Raw genomic sequence first — 18,310 nt, forward strand, 5'->3', positions numbered from 1 at the left:
CGCTAGCCGTAGGCAATCTCGCCAGCCACGGTGCGCCGTTTGTCGTGCAACGCGCGGTGGGCGCCTGCCCCGCTGCCCGGCAGTTTGAAGAAGGCCACGGCATCGGTCAGTAGCTTGCCCTGCTCCTCCAGAGACTTCGACGCGGTGGCGGCCTCATGCACCAGCGACGCATTCTGCTGCGTCACCTGGTCGATCTGCACGATCGCCTGGTTCACCTGCTCGATGCCGCGGTTCTGCTCGGCCGACGCCGCCGCGATCTCGCCCACGATGTTGGTCACCCGCGCCACCGCCTGGGTCACCTCCACCATCGTCTGGCCCGCCTCACTGGCCAGCGTGGAGCCGGCCTGTACCTGCGTCACCGATGCGTCGATCAGTTCCTTGATTTCCTTGGCGGCATTCGACGAACGCTGCGCCAGGCTGCGCACCTCGCTGGCCACCACGGCAAAGCCCCGCCCCTGCTCACCCGCGCGCGCGGCTTCCACTGCGGCGTTGAGCGCCAGGATGTTGGTCTGGAACGCGATGCTTTCGATGATGCCGGTAATCTCAGCAATTTTGCTCGAACTGGCGCTGATGCCCTCCATCGTGTCGACCACGCGGCCCACCGTGCCGCTGCCCCGCTGCGCGACATCGGCGGCGCTGCGCGCGAGTTCGCTGGCCTGCCGGGCGTTCTCGGTGTTGTGCCGCACCGTCGCGGTCAGTTCCTCAATGCTCGCGGCGGTTTCCTCCAGCGACGCTGCCTGCTGCTCGGTGCGGCTCGACAGATCCATGTTGCCGTTGGCGATCTCGCCGGTTGCCACCGCGATGCTGCCGCTGCTTTCGCGCACGCGCACAACGGTTTCGGCCAGGCGGTCGTTCATGTCGCGCAAGGCGGCAAGCAGGCGGCCAGGTTCATCCTGCGAGTCGACTTCGATCCGCATGCCGACTTCACCGCGCGCCACGGTGCGGGCAACCTCGACCGCGCGCTGAATCGGACCGGTGATGGCGCGCGTCAACATCAGCCCGCCAAAAATGCCGAAGAGCACGGCCGCAATCGCCACGACGATCAGGAACACGCGCTGGCGCGCATAGTCGTCGTCGAGCTGCTTGATCATCTCCAGCTGGCGCTCGCGCGTGAATTCGGCGTAGTCGCGCGTGGCCTTGACCAGCGCAGCCAGCAGCGGCCGGCATTCGGCATTCATCTTGGCGATGGCGGCGTCCTTTTTGCCGTCAAGGGCCAGGCCGACGATATCGGTTGCCACCGGCCCATAGCGCGACTCGATGCGATCGATCTCGGCCACGAGCTTGCGCGCGCCTTCGCTGACGCCGTCGGCCATGATCATCTGCTTGAGACGGCCCAGGCGCTCCTGCACATCGCCATGCGCCTTGAGTACCTCGGCTTTTTCCAGGTCGAGATCCGCCTGGGAGGTCACGAGCACCAGATTGCGAGCGGCAATGGCGCGCCGGTCCACGGCCGTGCGCACGTTCGCCGCCACATCGGCACGGGCGTTCAGGCCGTTGATGTAGGCCGCAAAGCCCGCGGTGGACTGGCTCAGCGCGCGCAGCGACAGGCCCGAGACGACAAGAACGATCAGCGCCAGCGTGCCAAACCCGGCCAGGAGCTTGGTCTTGATGGAAAGGTCTTTGAGTTTCACGGTGTTCCCCTCTGTTTCCCGATGGATGGCTCTAAAGGCAGGCCAAATGACGATCGCGCCACAACATCGCGTTGCGGCGCGGGTATCGCTGAGAAAAACCCGTTCGATTGGTGTAGGCGGCGTCGTTGCGCCGCACTCGTGAATGTCTGCTTTGTCTGGCTATCGGCAGGCTGCGGGCCGATTGACCCCTACACGAGGAGGGGATGTGATTCAAACCGCTTCAGTGTTTTCACCTACGCAACGCATTGCATCAAACACTGATCTAATCGTCGAATCATTAAATTGCATTTCACATGCATATTTCCTAGAATCGAATCCGTCACACCGCACGATTACGCACCTTCACGCTTTTCACGCATCCACGCGTACCTGACCATGTCCGTCCTGCTGCAGATTTCCCCGCCATCCCGCCAACAGACCTATCGCGGCCTCCCCGTCCTGGCTCTTGGATTCCGTCCGTTCTATCTGCTGGCTGCGGCATTTGGCGCCGTGGCAATGGTTGCGTGGGTCGCCATGTATCTGGGGCTCTGGGTGCCGGCGGCGCAGCCGTGGCTGGGCGGCATGCTGTGGCACGCGCACGAGATGGTGTTCGGGTTTTCCGCCGCCGTCGTGGTGGGCTTTCTGTTCACGGCGGGCAAGAACTGGACGGGGCTGCAAACGCCGCAGGGTGCCTGGCTGGGCGCACTGGCCGGTGTATGGCTGCTGGCGCGCGTGTTGATGTGGACCGGGCCGGCGTGGGCGGCCATCGCGGCGGATGTCGCGTTCCTGCCGCTGTGCAGCCTGAGCTTCTATACGATCCTGCGGCGCGCAAAGAGCCAGCGCAACTATGGCCTGGCCATCGCGCTCGGCATCATGGGCGCGCTCAATATCGGCTTTCACGCCGCCGCGCTCAATGGCCGCATCGACTGGTCGCTGCACGCGGCGGAGGTGGCCACTGGTCTGGTGGCGATCTTCGTCACGGTGATCGGCGGCCGCGTCATTCCGATGTTCACCGCCAATGCCATTCCCGGCGTGCGCATTCGCCGCTGGGCTGCCGTGGAGCGCAGCGTGATACCGCTGACGCTGCTTGCCACGCTCGCTGCCGCTTCGCCGGCGCCGGCCTGGCTGACCGGCGTCCTGGCGCTCGGTGCCGCCGCCGCGCAAGGGGCTCGCCTGTACGGCTGGGACTCGCTGCGCACGCTGCGCAAACCCATCGTCAGCATCCTGCACGTGGCCTATGCTTTCCTGCCGATTGGTTTCCTGCTGATAGCCGGGGCATCGGCCGGCTGGCTGGATCGCTCCACCGCGCTGCATGCGCTGACCGTCGGCGTGATCGGCTGCGCCATCATCGCGATGGTCACACGCACCGCGCTGGGTCACACCGGACGGCGGCTGGAAACAGGCCGCATGGAGCATCTGGCCTATCTGTTCATGACGCTGGCCGCCGTGGTTCGCGTGGCCGGCCCGCTGTTGCTACCGGCGCTGAAACCCCAGGCCATCGGCCTGGCCGGCGCACTCTGGGCACTGTCGCTGGTTCTCTACGTGATCAAGTACGCACCCTTCCTTACCCGCCCGCGCCTCGACGGCAAGGAGGGTTGACCCGCTGTCTCCCGTCCGCAACCCCGTCGTTGCGGATTCGAACCGATGTGATACGATGACTTACAACCGGTGACGGACTCCACCCGCGCCGGTTGCCCTCATTGACACCCAGGCAGTTCAGAACAAACGGGAGACATCATGCGTAGATTCACTGCGGCGTTGAGCGCCGCCGTCTTGCTTGGCATCGCCGCCACACCGGTGCTGGCGCAATCGAACGACACCCAGGCCGTCACGTCCGCCGCCGAAAAGCTGCGCGTTGCGATGGTCGACCCCGACCAGGCAACGCTTTCGGGCCTGGTGGCCGAGTCGCTGAGCTACGGGCATTCCGGCGGCCGTATCGACACCAAGACCAGCTTTATCGGCGACCTGCTCGACAAGAAGTCGGACTTCGTCAGCATCAGCATCACCGATCAGAGCATCAACGTGTCCGGCGATGTCGCCGTCGTCCGCCACACGCTGTCCGGTGAAACGCTCGATAGCGGCAAGGCCGGCACCGTGCTGCTCAAGGTGCTGCAGGTCTGGCAAAAGCAGGGCGGCCACTGGAAGCTGATCGCACGCCAGGCTGTGAAGGCCGCGGCCTGAGGCCGAGTACCGGCTGCCTGTCTGGAAGATCAGATATTGATAGGATGTCTGACATCCTGGGCCGTTAAAAAGGGCGCTACCAACGAGGTAGCACCCTTTTTTCATGGCTGGTCGCATCAATCGAAGATGTCGTACAGCCACGATTTCTTGCGCTTGTCGTAGCCGTGATGGCTGCGGGATTCACCGCTGTGGCCAGGCGAGGCGTAACGCTCACGCTGCGGCGCGGCCTGCGCGGGTTGATTGGTCGTGACGGACCGCTCCAGAAGCTTGTCCAGTTCACCACGGTCCAGCCAGACACCTCGGCACTGCGGACAGTAGTCGATCTCCACGCCCTGGCGCTCCGTCATGCTCAGAATTGCATCGGGACAGGTCGGACATTTCATTGCGAACTCCTTCTTGCGGCTGCGCACGGGGCGCGGGGTCGCCCATTCTATGAACGCGGCCCCGCGATCCACCGCGCATGACGCAAATGTCATCGCGCCGTCATCGCGTATCCACCGCCCTCGCCCTCACAGGCACTTCCTGTACCATGTGGGCCTGCCGTCTTACTGCATCGCCCGATGTAATTTTCCGGGCGAATGCTGACGTGATCGGATCATTACCGCGTGACTGCCCCCTCGGATCTCCCGCTCGATACCGTAGCGCTATTCGATGCCCTGCCCGAGCCCTACCTGGTTCTCAATGCGCGGCACGAGGTAGTCGAGGCCAACGCGCGCTACCTTGCCATTACCGGGCGGTCACGCGACGACATCCTCGGCAAGTCGATCTACGACATCAATCCCTCTCTCTCCGAAGCGCAGATGGCTGCGCGCCGCGAATGGCTGGTTGCCACGCTCGACGATCTCGCCGAGGGCGAATCGCGCATGTCCCTGCCGATCCGCTATGACGGCCACCCGGCCGGCAGCGGCGGCGGCGAGCGGTACTGGCAGGCCAAGGTCACGCACCTGGCGGCCAACGCGCCATCAGGCGCGGCGTTCGTGCTCCAGGTCACGGATGTGACTGAACAGATCCTGCGCATCGAGCAGGCCCGCCGCGCGCATGCCGAGCTGCAATCGCAGGCGCGGCTGCACCAGGTGCAGGTGGACGAAGCCAACGCCGCGCTGCAATCGCACCGCGAGCAACTGGAAGAACTGCTGTCGTTTGCCAGGGTCGGCGCGTGGGAACTCGACATCGCCACGGGCTGCATGGCCTGCACCGACCAGTGCAAGGCCAATATGGGGCTGCAACCCGACGACACCATCAACGAAGCGCGTGTGTTTGGCGAACTGATGCACGTGGACGACCGCCGCGAGGTACGCGCGGCAATGGATCGCGCCATCGCCGCGCGCACGCATTTCGAGGTCGAATACCGCGTGATCTGGCGCGATGGCACCATGCGCTGGCTGATGTCACGCGGCGCCGCACGCTATCTCGACGATGGTTCGGCGCAGTCCATGATCGGCTTCACGATCGATATCACGGCCCGCAAGGCGTCCGAACTCCACTACCAGGCCGTCGCCGAGGAAGAACAGCGCGCGCGCGAAGTCAGCGAACGCGGCGCCCGCGCGATGGACCATTTCGTGTCGGCGGTCAGCCACGAGCTGCGCTCGCCGCTGCACGCCATCCTCTGGTGGAGCACGCTGCTGGAACGCGGCACCGATCCGATCCACGTAAAGCGTGCCGGCGAGGTCATCGAACGCAACACTCGCCAGCTCGCCCGGATGGTGGATGACCTGCTCGATAGCGGCGCCATCGCCACCGGCAAGCTGTCAGTGGAACTGCGTCCGCTCGACATGGCGGCGCTGGCCGCCACCGTGGCCGAAGACCTTCGCCTCGATGCCGAATCCCGCCACGTGACGCTGGTGGTGACGCCTTCCTTGCCATGCCACGTCATGGCCGATGAAATCCGGATCAGGCAGGTGGTGCTGAACCTGCTGACCAATGCCCTGAAATTTGCCGATCGGGGCACCGTGGAACTGGCCGTGATGGTGGACGGCAATCATGCCGTGCTGTCGGTACGCGACACCGGCGTTGGCATTTCCCCGGAAGCACTGGAACGGATCTTCGAGCGGTTCGAACAGGCCCATCCCGAACGCGCCAATCGCGCGCCGGGACTCGGGCTCGGTCTGTGGATGGTGAAAAACCTCGTGCTCATGCACAACGGCAGTGTCACGGCGCATAGCGATGGCCTGGGCAAGGGGTCCACATTCCGCGTGCAATTGCCGCTGGCACCGCGCCACTAGCCCCGCCGGAGACTTCCGCGGCGCGCGCGGGCAACCTCCCCGCACCATGTGCCAGATAGATCGCCTGGCCCGACGATCGACTGCACGATCGATCCTCTTCCCGACGCTCTGAACGCGCCCGCTGCGGCGCGTAGATCTCCCATTTCTGGCCGTCAGACCGCCCTGTTCCCGCCCCGCTAGGGATCTACCCGCATCACCCGCGCCTGATGTTGACAATCCCAATCTCGTGATCTACAACTTCGTACACAAACAAAAACGATTTTGTAGACAATTTTGTCGCCAAGACAGGATCGAAACATGGCCGGCGCATGTACGCCAGTCACCAATGGAGACACGAGATGCCAGTGACAGCTTCGCCCGCGGTCGATACCATCGGCACGCACGCACCCGAAAGCAACGCCGTGATCAAGCCAGGCTACGACGAGCGGCTGACCAATGAGGATCTAGCCCCGCTGCGCAAGCAAACCTGGGGCACGTACAACATTTTTGCGTTCTGGATGTCCGACGTGCACAGCGTGGGCGGCTACATCACGGCCGGCAGCCTGTTTGCACTGGGGCTTTCGAGCTGGCAGGTGCTGGTGGCCCTGCTGATCGGCATCCTGATCGTGCAGTTCTTCTGCAACCTCGTGGCCAAACCCAGCCAGGTCACGGGCACGCCCTATCCGGTGATCTGCCGCGCGTCGTTCGGCGTGCTGGGCGCCAATATCCCGGCGATCATCCGCGGCCTCATTGCCGTGGCGTGGTACGGCATTCAGACTTACCTTGCATCGAGCGCCTTCCTGGTACTGGCGCTGCATTTCTTCCCGTCACTCGCCCCCTATGCCGATCTGAAGCAGCACGGTTTTGCCGGACTCTCCACGCTCGGCTGGGCCGCGTTCATGACGCTCTGGGTGCTCCAGGCGCTGGTGTTCTGGACGGGCATGGAGACCATCCGCAAGTTCATCGACTGGGCCGGTCCCGCCGTGTACGTGGTGATGATTGCGCTGGCCATCTGGCTGATCAACAAGGCCGGCATCGAGAACGTCAACTTCACGCTTAGCTTCCTGAAGTACCAGGGCTGGGACGCAGTGCCCGTCATGCTCAGCGCGATTGCGCTGGTGGTGTCCTACTTCTCGGGGCCGATGCTGAACTTCGGCGATTTCTCGCGCTATGCCAAGGACTACAAGTCCGTGAAGCGCGGCAACTTCTGGGGCCTGCCGGTCAACTTCCTGGGCTTCTCGCTGCTGGTGGTGGTGACCACCTCCGCCACGCTGCCCGTCTTCGGCAAACTGATCACCGACCCGGTGGAAACCGTCAGCCATATCGACAGCACGTTTGCGATGCTGCTGGGCGCCTTCACGTTCATGACCGCGACCATCGGTATCAACATCGTGGCCAACTTCGTGTCGCCCGCGTTCGATTTCTCCAACGTCTCCCCGAAGCACATCAGCTGGCGCACGGGCGGGATGATTGCAGCCGTGGCATCGATCTTCATCACGCCGTGGAACCTGTACAACCACCCGACGATGATCCACTACACGCTCGACGTGCTGGGCGCCTTCATCGGCCCGTTGTTCGGCATCCTGATCTCGGACTTCTTCCTTGTGCGCGGCCAGCGCGTGGTGGTGGACGACCTCTATACGCTGCGCAAGAACGGCACCTACTGGTATCGCCGCGGCTACAACCCCGCCGCCGTCACCACCATGATCCCCTCGGCCATCATCCCGGTGCTGTGCGTGGTGATCCCGTCGTGGCAGTGGCTGGCCAACTACAGCTGGTTCATCGGCATGGGCATTGCTTTGGTCCTGTACCGCGCGCTCGCCCCGCGGCTAATGCCCGGCCATCTGGTCGATAACCGCCAGGCCTGATCTCTCCCTAGTGACTACATCATGAAAATCAAGATCATCAATCCGAACACCACGCAGAGCATGACCGAGAAAATCGGCCAGTGCGCCCGTGCCGTGGCCCAGCCGGACACGCGCATCGTTGCGGTCAGCCCGCGCATGGGGCCGGCGTCGATCGAGAGCCACTACGACGAAGCGCTGAGCGTACCGGGCATCCTCGACGAGGTCATGCTTGGTGAACGCGAAGGCGTGGACGGCTACGTGATCGCCTGTTTTGGCGACCCGGGGCTGTACGCGGCGCGCGAACTGGCTCGCGGCCCGGTGATCGGCATCGCCGAAGCGGCCATGCACGCGGCCAGCTTCATCGGCACCAGCTTCAGCGTGGTCACCACGCTGTCCCGCACCTGCAATATCGCCTGGCATCTGGCCGAACGCTATGGCATGGAGCGCTTCTGCCGCAATGTGCGCGCCAGCGACCTGCCGGTGCTGGATCTGGAAAAACCCGGCTCCGATGCGCGCCGCATCATCACCGACGCCTGCAGCCAGGCGCTGGCCGAAGACCGCAGCGACTGCATCGTACTGGGCTGCGCCGGCATGACCGACCTCTGCGAAGAGATCGCCGATGCCATCGGCGCGCCCGTCATCGATGGCGTGACCTGTGCCGTGAAGATGGCCGAGGCGCTGGTTTCGGTGCGCCTGGCCACCAGCAAACGCGGGGACTGGGCACGCCCGCTGCCCAAGGCCTACGCGGGCATGCTGTCCCACTATGCACTGAACGCGTAAGCACCCCGCACCGGTCTGGTGCGACGCGTTGCCATTTTTGTGTACGATATGCGTAATTTTTGTCTTCACTCGCTGCACTCGCGGCGGGATATCGTCCCAGACATGGCAACCCGACGCAAAAAAACCGCGGACTCCGAGCCGCCTGCTCCGCAGGACGGCGCCGAGGCCGCGGTCTCAGAAGCCTCCGAGTCTTCGGTCAACGAAGGTATCTACCAGGATCTGCTCAACGCGATCATGGAGCACCGGCTGCTGGCCGGCACCAAGCTCGTGGAAGAGCGGCTCTGCGAAGTCACCGGCGCCAGCCGCGCCCGCATCCGCCAGGTGTTTGCACGCCTGGCTCACGAGAAACTGGTCACGCTGGTACCCAACCGCGGCGCCTTCATCTCCAGCCCAAGCATCGAGGAAGCGCGCCAGGTATTCCAGGCGCGCCGGCTGGTGGAACCCGAACTGGCCGGCCTGCTCGCCACCACGGCCACGGCGGCGCAAATCCGCAACCTGCGCCGGCACATCAAGCAGGAAGACGATGCGCGCGCACGCGGCGACCGTGCCGCCGTGATCCGCCTGTCCGGAGAATTCCATATCGTGCTGGCCGAGATGGCGGGCAATGCCATCCTTGAGAAGCTGATTCGGGAAATGGTCTCGCTGACCTGCCTGATCATCACGCTGTACGACCGTCCCGGCGCACCGGCCTGCCCCGAGGACGAACACCGCGTCCTCGTCGACGCCATCGAACAACGGGATGCCGCGCAGGCGCAAGCCGTGATGGCCGAGCACCTGGCCCATATCGAAGGCTCGCTGGACCTGACCGTGCGCGAAACCGGCGCACCGGACTTCTACAGCATCTTCAGCAAGGGCTGACCCACCCGCCACCACACCGCTCATGGACAAGCTGCTTGCGCTGAAGTTGTTTGTCGAGACCGTCGATGCAAAGGGCTTCTCGGCGGCCGCGCGCCGCCTGAACCTGGCCACGTCCTCGGTGACGCGCACGCTGGACGGGCTGGAGGAATCGCTGGGCACGGTGCTGCTCAACCGCTCCACGCGCCAGGTCACGGTCACCGAAGCGGGTGCCAGTTACTACCAGCAGGCGCGCGGCATCCTCGAAGCCGTTGCGGAGGCCGATGCATCGATCGCCGATCATGGCGAGCTGCCCGTGGGACAGCTTCGCGTGTCGCTGCCGGTGGCGTTCGGACGCTGCTGCATTTCGCCGTACCTGGGCGCCTGGCTGCAACGCTACCCGCAGCTCGAACTCGATATCGAACTGACCGACAGCATTGTCGACCTGCTTGGCGCGCGCGTGGACATCTCCGTGCGGCTTGGCAGCGCCGCCGCCTACGACAACGTGATCGCGCGCGAGGTAGGCCGCTTCCGCCGGCTCGTGGTGGCCAGCCCCGCCTATCTCGACCAGCACGGCGCGCCTGCCGAGCCGGCGGACTTGGTCAATCACCGCTGCCTGCGCTTCACCTTTGCCACCCGCGACCAGGCCTGGAAATTCCGCCAGCACGACAGCGAGATCAACGTTCCGGTCAACGGACACTTCCGCAGCAATAACATCGAAGTCCTGCGCGACATGGCTCTGGCGGGCGGCGGCATCGGCCTGCTGCCCGACTGGCTGGTCGATGCCGATATCGCGGCGGGCAGGCTGACCGTGCTGTTCGACGACTGGTCGGTGACGCCGAACCAGTCCAACTCGGTCGTGACCGCGCTCTACCTTCCCAGCCAGCGCGGCTCGCGCCGTGTGGCGGCCTTTCTGGAATTCCTGGCCTCGCTGCCCGGCCCGACTGGCCAGCACGACTGATTTCGGCATCGCACGCTTTGCGCGCGGCGCAACGCTGAGTTGCGCCGCATTGTGATTCCCGCAATACGTTCGAACGCCTACGCTCTGGACATCGCAACCGAACGTCCCGAGCCATGCAAGCCCAAACCTCCTCCAATACCGGCGGCACACACGCCGCCCCGATGTCACCCACGCTGGTCGCGTTGTTTTCGCTGTGCGCTGGCGTACTCGTGGCCAATCTGTACTACGCCCAGCCCATCATCGAACTGATCGCGCCGGCAGTCGGGCTGTCCGCGCGCAGCGCCAGCGTGATCGTGTCGCTGACCCAGATCGGCTATGCGATCGGGCTGTTCTTCCTCGTTCCGCTGGCCGACCTGCTGGAAAACCGCCGGCTGCTGGTGATCAGTGGCGTTGCGGCCGCCGTGAGCCTGACCGCTGCGGCAACGTCGTCGCAGCCCGGCCTGTTCCTGCTGGTGTCGCTGCTGCTTGGCCTGAGTTCCGTCAGCGTGCAGATCCTGATTCCCCTCGCGGCGCACCTCGCACCGGAAGCACTGCGCGGGCGCACCGTCGGCACGATCATGGGCGGCCTGCTATCCGGCATCCTGCTGTCGCGGCCGTTGTCGAGCATGGCCGCCGAACTCTTCGGCTGGCGCGCGGTGTTCTTCATTGCCGCAGCCATGACGCTGGCCACCGTGGCGATCATCGTCATGACGCTGCCGCGCCGGGTGCCGCAACATCGTGCCAGCTACGGCAGCCTGCTGGCATCGCTGTGGCATCTGCTGGCGCGCTATGCCGTGCTGCGTCAGCGCGCGCTGCTGCAAGGGCTGCTGTTTGCCGCATTCAGTCTGTTCTGGACCGCTGCCCCGCTGGAACTCGCCAGTCGCTATGGCCTGTCGCAATCGCAGATCGGCATCTTTGCGCTGGTCGGCGCGCTGGGTGCCGTGGCCGCGCCGTTCGCCGGGCGTCTCGCCGATGCCGGTCATACCCGCGTGGCATCGTTCGCCGCCATGATCGCCGCCGCGCTGTCGTTCGTACCCGGCCTGATTCACGGCCCGGCTGGCCTGTATGGGCTGGCGCTGACGGGCATCGTGCTCGACTTCGCCGTGCAGATGAACATGGTGCTGGGCCAACGTGCGGTCTACGCGCTCGATGCGCATAGCCGTGGCCGGTTGAATGCGCTGTATATGACGGCCATCTTCGCCGGTGGCGCGGTGGGATCGGCAGTTGCCAGCGCGCTCTATACGCAAGCGGGATGGCAGGGCGTGGTGGCTGTGGGCAGCGGACTGGCACTTGTCGCGCTGGCTGCGCTGGCGATCACATCGCGTCGCTGAGACTGTGAGTTGAATCGACTGATCGCGCTATAGGCGCCGCTCTCACGCGCGCCGGTAGAAGCGGTGTCGAGGAAGTAGCCACGCCGGTACAACGTGCGACGTGGCGCGGATGGAACCGCCGCGCCCTCTCCCCCGGCTCCTCTCCCGCGTTGCGGGAGAGGGGAGAAAAACAGATCTCGTCCATCCCACCTAGCCGGCATCGCGCCCGAAGGCGCTGAATTTCCGGGCCAGGAAATCCACGAACAACCGGATCCGCGACGACAACTGATGCCGCTGCTGGTAGACGGCATAGATATTCGCCTCCGGTGTCATGAATTGCGGCAGCACCTGCACCAGCCGGCCGCTGCGCAGATAGCGGTCCACGTCCCACTCGGCGCGCAGCACGATGCCGTGTCCTTCCAGCGCCCAGTTCACGGCAATCTCGCCATCGTTGGTGGTGAGGTTGCCGCGCACGTGCACCGCTTCGGTACGTGTCTTCGCGCCCTTGACCGGCGACAGCCGCCACACGCCGTACGCATCGCTGCCCTGCCGGATGCCAATGCAGTTGTGGCGCGGCAGGTCCGACGGGGTCTGCGGGATGCCGTGCTCGCGCAGATAGCGCGGCGACGCGCAAAGCACGCGCCGATTCGGCGCCAGTTGGCGCGCCACGATGCGGGCGTCCGGCGGTTCGCCAAACCGCACGCAGACATCGAACGCATCCTCCGTAAGCGGGGGCGGGTCGGCGGACAGTTGCAGCTGCACATCCACGTCCGGGTACATCCGGCTGTACTCGGAGATCACCGGCGCCACGTGCATGCGCCCGAAACCCAGCGTGGCATTGACGCGCAGCAGGCCGCTGGGCCGCCCCTTGGCACTGGTCAGCAACTGCTCCAGGTCATCGAGTTCGCCCAGGATGCGACGCGCGTGCTCCAGCAACACCTCTCCCTCCGGCGTCAGGCTCATGCGCCGCGTGGTGCGCGTGACCAGCGGCATGCCGATGCGCGTTTCCATCAGCCCCAGCCGCTTGCTGACGGCGGCCGTGGTGATACCAAGGTCCCGCGCCGCGGCGCTGAGACTCCCGGCCGTGGCCAGTGCCGCAAAAAAACCCAGTTCGGCAGGCTGGATCGCGCTGTTGGCAGCCATGTCGCACCTTCAACTTCAAGTTAAGAATGGTTTAACTTTAGCCTCGATCCAAAACCTCGTCCACCGTCGAGAATCCATCCCACGCTCAAGGCAGCGGCGAAACCCGCCAAGCGGAATTCCAGATCAGACAGGAGACGAAAGATGAAGACGTACAAGATCGCAACCATCCCCGGCGACGGCATCGGCAAGGAAGTGGTACCGGCCGGCCGTGAAGTCATGGAAGCACTGGCCGCCGCGGGCGCCGACTTCCGCTTCGAGTTCGAGAATTTCGACTGGGGTGGCGACTACTACCGCAAGCATGGCGTGATGATGCCCGCCGATGGCCTCGACGCGCTGCGCAACAAGGACGCGATCCTGTTCGGCTCCGCCGGCGACAATCAGATTCCCGACCACATCACGCTGTGGGGCCTGCGCCTGAAGATCTGCCAGGGCTTCGACCAGTACGCCAACGTGCGGCCCACGCGCATCCTGCCCGGCATCGACGGTCCGCTGAAGCGCTGCGCGCCGGAAGACCTTGACTGGGTCATCGTGCGCGAAAACTCGGAAGGCGAATACTCGGGCGTGGGCGGCCGCGTGCACCAGGGCCATCCGATCGAAGCCGCCACCGATGTGTCGATGATGACGCGCGTCGGCGTGGAGCGCATCCTGCGTTTCGCGTTCAAGCTCGCCCAGTCGCGTCCGCGCAAGCAGCTGACCGTGATCACCAAGTCCAACGCGCAGCGCCACGCAATGGTGATGTGGGACGAGGTGGCCGTGCAGGTGGCGAAGGACTTCCCGGACGTCACCTGGGACAAGGAACTGGTCGACGCCGCCACGGCCCGCATGGTGAACCGTCCGAAGACGCTCGACACCATCGTCGCCACCAACCTGCATGCCGACATCCTGAGCGATCTGGCCGCCGCGCTGGCCGGCAGCCTGGGTATCGCCCCGACGGGCAACATCGATCCGGAGCGCCGCTATCCGTCGATGTTCGAACCGATCCACGGTTCGGCGTTCGACATCATGGGCAAGGGCCTGGCCAATCCGGTCGGCACGTTCTGGTCGGTGGTGATGCTGCTTGAACATCTGGGCGAGAACGACGGCGCCCAGCGCGTAATGGCCGCCATCGAGGCCGTGACCGCCAACCCGGCGCTGCATACCGGCGACCTCGGCGGCAAGGCGAAAACCGTCGATGTCACCAAGGCCGTCTGCGACTTCCTGACCGCCGGCAAGCAGGCCAAAGCCGCCTGACGCGCCAACCCTGAAAGCACCCTTCGCGCCCGGCCAACCACCGGGCTGCCCGCAGGCGCGCCGCCGCGTGCGCGCCTGCCCCCTTGCGTCGTCAGATAACGGCCAGCAGAGCCGATCGACCGCAAGCGACTCACCTCGAATCAGCAGGAGACAGCCATGATTCAACGGCTATTGGGCAAGCTGTACGTGCAGGTACTGCTGGGCGTATCTGCCGGCATCGCGCTCGGCGTGTTCTATCCCGACCTCGGCAGCAACCTCAAGCCATTCGGCGACGTATTCATCAAACTCATCAAGATGGTCTTTGCACCGATCATCTTCGCCACCGTGGTGCTCGGCATCGCGCGCATGGAAAACATGAAGGAGCTGGGCCGCGTCGGCGTGCGCGCACTGTTCTACTTCGAAGTCCTGTCGACGTTTGCACTGGCACTCGGCCTGATCGTCGTGAATCTCGTGCAACCGGGAACGGGCATGAACGTCGACCCCGCGCATCTCGATACCAAGGCCATCGCCAGCTACACCCATGCTGCGGAGAAGCCGCACTCGTTCATCGACTTCCTGATGAACATGGTGCCCACCAGCGTCATCGATTCGCTGGCCCGCAACGACATTCTCCAGATCCTGGTCTTCGCCACGCTGTTCGGCATTGCGCTGTCGCATATCGGTCCGCGCGCCCGGCCGGTGGTCGACTTTCTCGATTCGTTCACCCACGGCATCTTCTCGGTCGTCGGCATGATCATGCGCCTGGCCCCGCTGGCCGCGTTCGGCGCGATGGCCTTCACCGTCGGCAAGTACGGCCTGGGGTCCGTCGTCTCGCTGGGCAAGCTGATGGGAACGATGTACGTCACGTGCTTCCTGTTCGTGGCGATCGTGCTCGGCAGCGTGGCAAAGCTGGCGGGATTCAGCCTCTGGAAATTCCTGCGCTATATCCGCGACGAACTGTTCACGGTGCTCGGTACCAGCTCGTCGGAATCGGTGGTGCCGCAACTGATGCGCAAGCTCGAAAACGCCGGGGTATCCAAGCCCGTCGTGGGCCTGGTGGTGCCGTCCGGCCTCACGTTCAATCCCGATGGCCAGTGCATCTACTACACGATGGCCGCCATCTTCATCGCCCAGGCGACGAACACCCCGCTGACGCTGACCGACCAGCTCGTGGTGCTTGGCGTGCTGCTGCTGACGTCCAAGGGTTCCGCGGGTGTGACCGGCTCCGGCTTCATCACGCTGGCCGCCACGCTGGCGTCGATGGGCAAGATTCCCGTCGCCGGGATGGTGCTGCTGCTCGGCGTGGACCGCTTCATGTCCGAGGCACGCGCCATCACCAACACCATCGGCAATGCCGTGGGCACGCTGGCCATCGCGCGCTGGGTTGGCGCGATCGACCAGAAGCGGCTGGAAGATGCGCTCGACGGCAAGATCGTGGACGACCCCGAAGCGCTGGTCGATACCGTGGAAAGTCCTTCGATCGGTGTTCGCCTGTCTCGCGCCGCCGACGCGCATGCCGGCCTGATGCACTGAGGTAGCCCGACATGACCATCGATACCAATCAGGCCCGCGCATTGCTCCGCCGCATGTTCGATGCCGCCATCGCCGCCGCGCAACCATCGCTGACGCTGGCCCGTCATCTGCCGGAGCGTCCCACGGGACGCACGATCGTGATCGGTGCCGGCAAGGCCTCGGCGGCGATGGCCCAGGCGTTCGAGGCCGCCTGGCCGTGGCCGCTGGAAGGCCTGGTGGTGACGCGCTACGGCCATGCCGTGCCGTGCGAACGCATCGAAATCGTCGAAGCCTCGCATCCGGTGCCAGACGCCGCCGGGCATGAAGCCGCGCGCCGCATGCTGGAACTGGTGTCCGGCCTGACCGAAAACGACCTCGTCGTCAGCCTGATCTCCGGCGGCGGCTCCTCGTTGCTGCCGCTGCCGCTTTCGGGAATCTCGCTCGACGACAAGCAGGCCATCAATCGTGCGCTGCTCAAGTCGGGCGCCACGATCACGGAAATGAACTGCGTGCGCCGTCACCTGTCGGCCATCAAGGGCGGCCGCCTTGCCGCGGCGTGCCACCCGGCTCGCGTCTGCAACCTGCTGCTGTCCGATGTGCCCGGCGACGACCCCGTCGATATCGCCTCGGGTCCGACGGTGGCCGACGGCACCACGCGGCACGACGCGCTGGACATCATCCGCCGCTACGGTCTGGAGATTCCGGCGCACGTCATGCGCGTGCTGGACTCCAGCTCGGCGGAGTCGATCAAGCCCGGCGATTCGCGTCTGCCGCGCATCGACACCAGGCTGATCGCCACGCCGCGCATGGCATTGCAAGCGGCTGCCGCCGTGGCGCGCGAAGCGGGCGTGCCCGTGCACCTGCTGGGCGATGCCATCGAAGGCGAAGCACGCGATGTCGGCCTGGTTCTCGGTTCGATCGCGCTGGAGACCGCTGACCATCAACTGTTTCCCACGCCATGCGTGCTGCTGTCCGGCGGCGAGGCCACGGTGACGGTACGCGGCCAGGGGCGCGGCGGCCGCAATGTGGAATTTCTGCTCGCGCTGGCCCTGACCCTGCGCGGCCACGCGGGCATCCACGCGCTGGCCGGCGACACCGATGGCGTCGATGGCCTGGAAGAGATTGCCGGCGCCGTCATCACGCCGGACACGCTGCGGCGGGCCTGGGCGCTAGGCATCCGGCCGCAGGACGCATTGGCCAACAACGACGGGCATGGCTTCTTCGAAGCGCTGGGCGATGCCGTGATCACCGGCCCGACCCTTACCAACATCAACGATTTCCGCGCGATTCTGATCGCGCCCTGAGGGAGCAATACCATGAGACGCCTTCGCAACGCGAAGATCGTGGCCACGCTTGGCCCCGCCAGCACTTCGCCAGAAATCATCGATGCGCTGTTCGAAGCGGGCGCCGATGTATTCCGCCTGAACTTCAGCCACGGCACCCATGACGACCACCGGCAACGGCTCGACACGCTCCGGGCAATCGAGCAGCAGCGTGGCCGCCCGATTGGCGTGCTGCTGGACCTGCAGGGTCCGAAGCTGCGCATCGGCACGTTTTCCGACGGACCGGTCGAGCTTGCGGCAGGGGCATCGTTCCGCCTCGATCTCGACAAGGAAGCACCTGGCTCCGCCGCGCGCGTGAGCCTGCCGCACCCCGAGATTTTCGCCGCGCTTAGCGAAGGCACCGAGCTGCTGCTCGATGACGGCAAGATCCGTCTGCGCGTGGATCGTTGCGGCAGCGACTTTGCCGAGACCACGGTCATCAACGGTGGCGTGCTGTCCGACCGCAAGGGCGTGAACGTGCCCGGCGTGGTACTGCCGCTGTCCGCCATGACCGAGAAGGACCGGTGCGACCTTGAATTCGGCCTGACACTCGGCGTGGACTGGATCGCGCTCTCGTTCGTGCAGCGCCCCGAAGACATCCAGGAAATCAAGGCCATCGTGCAGGGCCGCGCCGGCATCGTCGCCAAGCTGGAAAAACCTGCCGCAATCCAGAGCCTGGACGCGATCGTCGCGGAAGCCGAAGCGGTGATGGTGGCGCGTGGGGATCTTGGCGTGGAAATGCCGGCGGAACAGGTGCCATCGCTGCAGAAGCAGATCGTCCGTGCATGCCGCAAGGCGGGCAAGCCGGTGATCGTGGCCACACAGATGCTGGAGTCGATGATCTCGGCACCGGTACCCACGCGCGCGGAAGCGTCCGATGTGGCCACGGCCGTCTACGACGGCGCGGATGCGGTCATGCTGTCGGCCGAATCGGCATCGGGCCGCTATCCAGTGGAGGCCGTAAAGATGATGGACAGCATCATCACGCGCACCGAATCCGATCCGTTCTATCACGACGCGATCCAGGCGTCCCACACGCCGCCGCGCGCGGAAGCCGCCGACGCCATCGGCTATGCGGTACGCCACGTGGCCGGGCTGCTCAAGGTGCCCGCCACGGTGGCCTACACAAGCTCCGGCTACTCGGCACTGCGCATGGCGCGCGAGCGGCCCGAGGTGCCGATCCTTGGCATGACGCCGCGCGTGGCCACCGCACGCCGACTCGCGCTGGCCTGGGGTGTCCATGCGGTGCTGTGCCACGAGGTGGTCGATGTACTCGAAATGACCGAGCTGGCCAGCCGCACCGTCATCAACGAGCGGTTCGGCGAGCGCGGCCAGTCGATCGTGATCTCCGCCGGGCTGCCGTTCACCGTGGCCGGCACCACCAATCTGCTGCGCATCGCGCAGGTGCAATGAGGCAGCCA

15 protein-coding genes are annotated in these 18,310 nt (G+C 65.3%); 12 read left to right on the forward strand and 3 right to left on the reverse strand.

Annotated features, from left to right (window positions below):
- Window positions 1-2: 2 nt before the first annotated feature.
- On the reverse strand, window positions 3-1,631 hold the full coding sequence (locus AC3FLX_RS12770) for a methyl-accepting chemotaxis protein (RefSeq protein ID WP_488696985.1): 1,629 nt from the start codon (window positions 1,629-1,631) through the stop codon (window positions 3-5).
- A gap of 375 nt (window positions 1,632-2,006) precedes the next feature.
- On the opposite strand from AC3FLX_RS12770, the gene AC3FLX_RS12775 reads away from it, so the two are divergent.
- On the forward strand, window positions 2,007-3,209 hold the full coding sequence (locus tag AC3FLX_RS12775) for an NnrS family protein (protein ID WP_488696986.1): 1,203 nt from the start codon (window positions 2,007-2,009) through the stop codon (window positions 3,207-3,209).
- A gap of 138 nt (window positions 3,210-3,347) precedes the next feature.
- The gene (locus tag AC3FLX_RS12780) at window positions 3,348-3,791 is read left to right on the forward strand and encodes a nuclear transport factor 2 family protein (RefSeq protein WP_488696987.1); all 444 of its coding nucleotides are present in this window, start codon (window positions 3,348-3,350) and stop codon (window positions 3,789-3,791) included.
- A 116-nt stretch (window positions 3,792-3,907) separates the two neighbouring features.
- Here AC3FLX_RS12780 and AC3FLX_RS12785 read toward each other — a convergent pair whose 3' ends face one another.
- Window positions 3,908-4,174 carry a TFIIB-type zinc ribbon-containing protein gene (locus tag AC3FLX_RS12785; RefSeq protein WP_488696989.1) on the reverse strand — a complete coding sequence of 89 codons (267 nt, stop codon included), beginning with the start codon at window positions 4,172-4,174 and terminating at the stop codon, window positions 3,908-3,910.
- A gap of 222 nt (window positions 4,175-4,396) precedes the next feature.
- On the opposite strand from AC3FLX_RS12785, the gene AC3FLX_RS12790 reads away from it, so the two are divergent.
- From AC3FLX_RS12790 to AC3FLX_RS12815, 6 genes are all read left to right on the forward strand, one after another.
- The gene (locus tag AC3FLX_RS12790) at window positions 4,397-6,013 is read left to right on the forward strand and encodes a sensor histidine kinase (protein WP_488696991.1); all 1,617 of its coding nucleotides are present in this window, start codon (window positions 4,397-4,399) and stop codon (window positions 6,011-6,013) included.
- Between the two features lie 338 nt (window positions 6,014-6,351).
- Window positions 6,352-7,860 (forward strand): NCS1 family nucleobase:cation symporter-1, encoded by a 1,509-nt coding sequence (locus AC3FLX_RS12795; RefSeq protein ID WP_488696992.1) that lies wholly within the window; start codon window positions 6,352-6,354, stop codon window positions 7,858-7,860.
- Between the two features lie 21 nt (window positions 7,861-7,881).
- Window positions 7,882-8,619, forward strand: a complete 738-nt coding sequence (locus AC3FLX_RS12800) for an aspartate/glutamate racemase family protein (RefSeq protein ID WP_488696994.1) — start codon at window positions 7,882-7,884, stop codon at window positions 8,617-8,619.
- A gap of 102 nt (window positions 8,620-8,721) precedes the next feature.
- Window positions 8,722-9,477, forward strand: a complete 756-nt coding sequence (locus AC3FLX_RS12805) for a GntR family transcriptional regulator (protein WP_488696995.1) — start codon at window positions 8,722-8,724, stop codon at window positions 9,475-9,477.
- 22 nt (window positions 9,478-9,499) lie between these two features.
- Window positions 9,500-10,414, forward strand: a complete 915-nt coding sequence (locus AC3FLX_RS12810; protein WP_488696996.1) for a LysR family transcriptional regulator — start codon at window positions 9,500-9,502, stop codon at window positions 10,412-10,414.
- A gap of 113 nt (window positions 10,415-10,527) precedes the next feature.
- Window positions 10,528-11,724: an MFS transporter gene (locus AC3FLX_RS12815; protein WP_488696998.1), complete on the forward strand. Its 1,197-nt coding sequence runs from the start codon at window positions 10,528-10,530 to the stop codon at window positions 11,722-11,724.
- Window positions 11,725-11,913: 189 nt separating this feature from the next.
- Here the strand turns inward: AC3FLX_RS12815 and AC3FLX_RS12820 are convergent, their stop codons facing one another.
- Entirely contained in the window at window positions 11,914-12,846 is a 933-nt protein-coding gene (locus AC3FLX_RS12820) for a LysR family transcriptional regulator (protein WP_488697000.1), read from the reverse strand.
- Between the two features lie 141 nt (window positions 12,847-12,987).
- Here AC3FLX_RS12820 and AC3FLX_RS12825 point away from each other — a divergent pair, with 141 nt between their 5' ends.
- The 4 genes from AC3FLX_RS12825 to pyk all read left to right on the forward strand — a co-directional run bounded on the left by AC3FLX_RS12825 (window position 12,988) and on the right by pyk (window position 18,302).
- A complete protein-coding gene (locus AC3FLX_RS12825) occupies window positions 12,988-14,076 on the forward strand; it encodes a tartrate dehydrogenase (RefSeq protein ID WP_488697002.1) in 1,089 nt (362 codons plus the stop codon).
- Window positions 14,077-14,232: 156 nt separating this feature from the next.
- Window positions 14,233-15,588, forward strand: a complete 1,356-nt coding sequence (locus tag AC3FLX_RS12830; RefSeq protein ID WP_488697004.1) for a dicarboxylate/amino acid:cation symporter — start codon at window positions 14,233-14,235, stop codon at window positions 15,586-15,588.
- Between the two features lie 11 nt (window positions 15,589-15,599).
- Entirely contained in the window at window positions 15,600-16,871 is a 1,272-nt protein-coding gene (locus AC3FLX_RS12835) for a glycerate kinase type-2 family protein (protein WP_488697006.1), read from the forward strand.
- Between the two features lie 12 nt (window positions 16,872-16,883).
- Entirely contained in the window at window positions 16,884-18,302 is a 1,419-nt protein-coding gene (gene pyk, locus AC3FLX_RS12840) for a pyruvate kinase (RefSeq protein WP_488697008.1), read from the forward strand.
- The last annotated feature ends 8 nt before the right edge of the window (window positions 18,303-18,310 follow it).

Source organism: Cupriavidus sp. 291-E7 (assembly GCF_057798835.1).

What these genes read in the sequence shown, in the direction of transcription:
- AC3FLX_RS12825 (WP_488697002.1), top strand. Translation starts at nt 12,988, where the DNA reads ATGAAGACGTACAAGATCGCAACCATCCCCGGCGACGGCATCGGCAAG.
- AC3FLX_RS12805 (WP_488696995.1), top strand. Translation starts at nt 8,722, where the DNA reads ATGGCAACCCGACGCAAAAAAACCGCGGACTCCGAGCCGCCTGCTCCG.
- AC3FLX_RS12810 (WP_488696996.1), top strand. Translation starts at nt 9,500, where the DNA reads ATGGACAAGCTGCTTGCGCTGAAGTTGTTTGTCGAGACCGTCGATGCA.
- pyk (WP_488697008.1), top strand. Translation starts at nt 16,884, where the DNA reads ATGAGACGCCTTCGCAACGCGAAGATCGTGGCCACGCTTGGCCCCGCC.
- AC3FLX_RS12830 (WP_488697004.1), top strand. Translation starts at nt 14,233, where the DNA reads ATGATTCAACGGCTATTGGGCAAGCTGTACGTGCAGGTACTGCTGGGC.
- AC3FLX_RS12785 (WP_488696989.1), bottom strand. Translation starts at nt 4,174, where the DNA reads ATGAAATGTCCGACCTGTCCCGATGCAATTCTGAGCATGACGGAGCGC.
- AC3FLX_RS12800 (WP_488696994.1), top strand. Translation starts at nt 7,882, where the DNA reads ATGAAAATCAAGATCATCAATCCGAACACCACGCAGAGCATGACCGAG.
- AC3FLX_RS12780 (WP_488696987.1), top strand. Translation starts at nt 3,348, where the DNA reads ATGCGTAGATTCACTGCGGCGTTGAGCGCCGCCGTCTTGCTTGGCATC.
- AC3FLX_RS12820 (WP_488697000.1), bottom strand. Translation starts at nt 12,846, where the DNA reads ATGGCTGCCAACAGCGCGATCCAGCCTGCCGAACTGGGTTTTTTTGCG.
- AC3FLX_RS12795 (WP_488696992.1), top strand. Translation starts at nt 6,352, where the DNA reads ATGCCAGTGACAGCTTCGCCCGCGGTCGATACCATCGGCACGCACGCA.
- AC3FLX_RS12815 (WP_488696998.1), top strand. Translation starts at nt 10,528, where the DNA reads ATGCAAGCCCAAACCTCCTCCAATACCGGCGGCACACACGCCGCCCCG.
- AC3FLX_RS12835 (WP_488697006.1), top strand. Translation starts at nt 15,600, where the DNA reads ATGACCATCGATACCAATCAGGCCCGCGCATTGCTCCGCCGCATGTTC.
- AC3FLX_RS12775 (WP_488696986.1), top strand. Translation starts at nt 2,007, where the DNA reads ATGTCCGTCCTGCTGCAGATTTCCCCGCCATCCCGCCAACAGACCTAT.